Consider the following 2126-nt stretch of genomic DNA (forward strand, 5'->3'; position numbering starts at 1 on the left):
CGCCGGATGCGGCGGCGCTGACCCGCGCTGCCACGGCCCTAAAACTGCACGCCATCGACGGCGTGCGCAGGCTGGTGCTGGTGGATGGCGTGTTCGCGCCAAAACTGTCCGACCTTGGCGATCTGGAAAAGGGTTTTGGCATCCGCACGCTGCGCGAGGTGCTGGAAGCTGGCGACGCGGCGCTGCAGGCGCAGCTGTTTTCGCCCGATAATTCCAACCCGATGGTGGCGCTGAATTCGGCGATGATGACCGACGGCCTGGTGATCGAGGTCGCCGAAAGCGCCGTGCTGACGCAGCCGCTGCATATCGTTCATATCGCCAGCGCAGCCGCGCCTTCGGCGATGTTCACCCGCTCGTTACTGAAGCTCGGCAAGTCCGCGAGCGCCACCCTGGTGGAAAGCTACATTGCCGCCGATGGCGTCAAGGTCTATCAGGCCCATGATTCGCTGATCGTTTCGATCGGCGACGACGCGCGGCTCGATCATGTCAGATTGATCGAGGACAGTCGCGACGCGTTCAATCTTTCTTCATCTGTGGTGACGCTCGGCGCGCATGCGCATTTCAACACCTTCGGCATGACCTCAGGCGCAAGCGTCAGCCGCTATCAGGCGACCATCGCGTTTGCCGGCGAGGGCTCGCAGGTTACGACCAACGGCGTCAACCTGCTCAACGGCCGCCAGCACGCCGACACCACGCTGTTCATGGATCACGCGGTGCCCAATTGCTCCAGCCGCGAAATTTTTCGCGCCGTCGTCGACGACCGCGGGCATTCGGTGTTCCAGGGCCGCATCATCGTGCAGCCCAAGGCGCAGAAGACCGACGCCAAGATGATGACGCGGGCGCTGCTGCTGTCCGACGAGGCCGAGGCCGACAACAAGCCGGAACTGGAAATCTTCGCCGACGACGTCACCTGTGGCCACGGCGCCACCACCGGCGCGCTGGACGAAAGCCTGCTGTTCTATCTGCGCGCGCGCGGCCTTTCCGAGAAGGAAGCGCAGGCGCTGCTGATCCAGGCGTTCGTCGGGGAGGCCATCGAATCCATCGTCAGTGACAATTTACGCGAACTGGCAGTCGCCGCGGCGGAACGCTGGCTGGCGGCACGAGGTTAGGAACGAGATGTTGCATCGTCATTGCGAGCCAACGGGTCGGCGCAAAGCGCCGCCCGATGACGGGCTCCGCGAAGCAATCCAGAGTCCCGCGCTCAGACTGGATTGCTTCGTCGCAAGAGCTCCTCGCAATGACGGCTACTGGAAGTAAAGGCGAGCAATGACCCATCCCGCAGTCTCAAACGGCTCATATGACGTAGCCCGCGTCCGGGAAGACTTTCCGGCGCTGGCGCTGCAGATCTATGGCAAGCCGCTGGTCTATCTCGATAATGCCGCATCGGCGCAGAAGCCGCTCGCCGTGCTCGACCGCATGACCGAAGCCTACAGGACCACATACGCCAACGTGCATCGCGGGCTGCATTATCTCGCCAATGCGGCAACGGAAGCCTATGAGGGCGGCCGGGCCAAGGTCGCGACGTTCATCAATGCTAAACGCAACGAAGAAATCGTCTTCACCCGCAACGCCACCGAGGCCATCAACCTGGTAGCATCGTCATGGGGCGAGCCCAACATCACGGCCGGCGACGAGATCGTGCTCTCGATCATGGAGCACCATTCCAACATCGTGCCGTGGCACTTTTTGCGCGAGCGCCACGGCGGGGTGATTAAATGGGCTGATGTCGACGACGAAGGCAACTTCCTGATCGATGAATTTGAGAAACAACTCACGGATCGCACCAAACTGGTCGCGATCACCCAGATGTCGAATGCACTGGGCACCATCGTTCCGGTCAAGGAGGTAGTGAAGCTGGCGCACGCGCGCGGGATTCCTGTCTTGATCGACGGCAGCCAGGCCGCGGTGCATCTCACAATCGACGTGCAGGACATCGACTGCGACTTTTACGTCTTTACCGGCCACAAGCTGTACGGTCCGACCGGCATCGGCGTGCTCTATGCCAAGCATGAGCATCTGGTGGCGATGCGGCCCTACAATGGCGGCGGCGAGATGATCCGCGAGGTCGCAAGGGACTGGGTCACCTATGGCGATCCGCCGCACAAATTCGAGGCCGGCACGCCGGC

General features: G+C 62.2%; 2 protein-coding genes. Both read left to right on the forward strand.

Annotation, left to right across the window (positions count from 1 at the left end):
• Positions 1-1109 (forward strand): Fe-S cluster assembly protein SufD (sufD, locus tag VGP39_RS05810; RefSeq protein ID WP_327567154.1); only part of this gene is annotated, 1109 nt, incomplete at its 5' end.
• Between the two features lie 157 nt (positions 1110-1266).
• Positions 1267-2126: aminotransferase class V-fold PLP-dependent enzyme (locus VGP39_RS05815; protein WP_327567155.1), on the forward strand; the 860-nt coding region annotated here is incomplete at its 3' end.

This window comes from Bradyrhizobium sp. (genome assembly GCF_036009065.1).
Classification (GTDB): domain Bacteria; phylum Pseudomonadota; class Alphaproteobacteria; order Rhizobiales; family Xanthobacteraceae; genus Bradyrhizobium.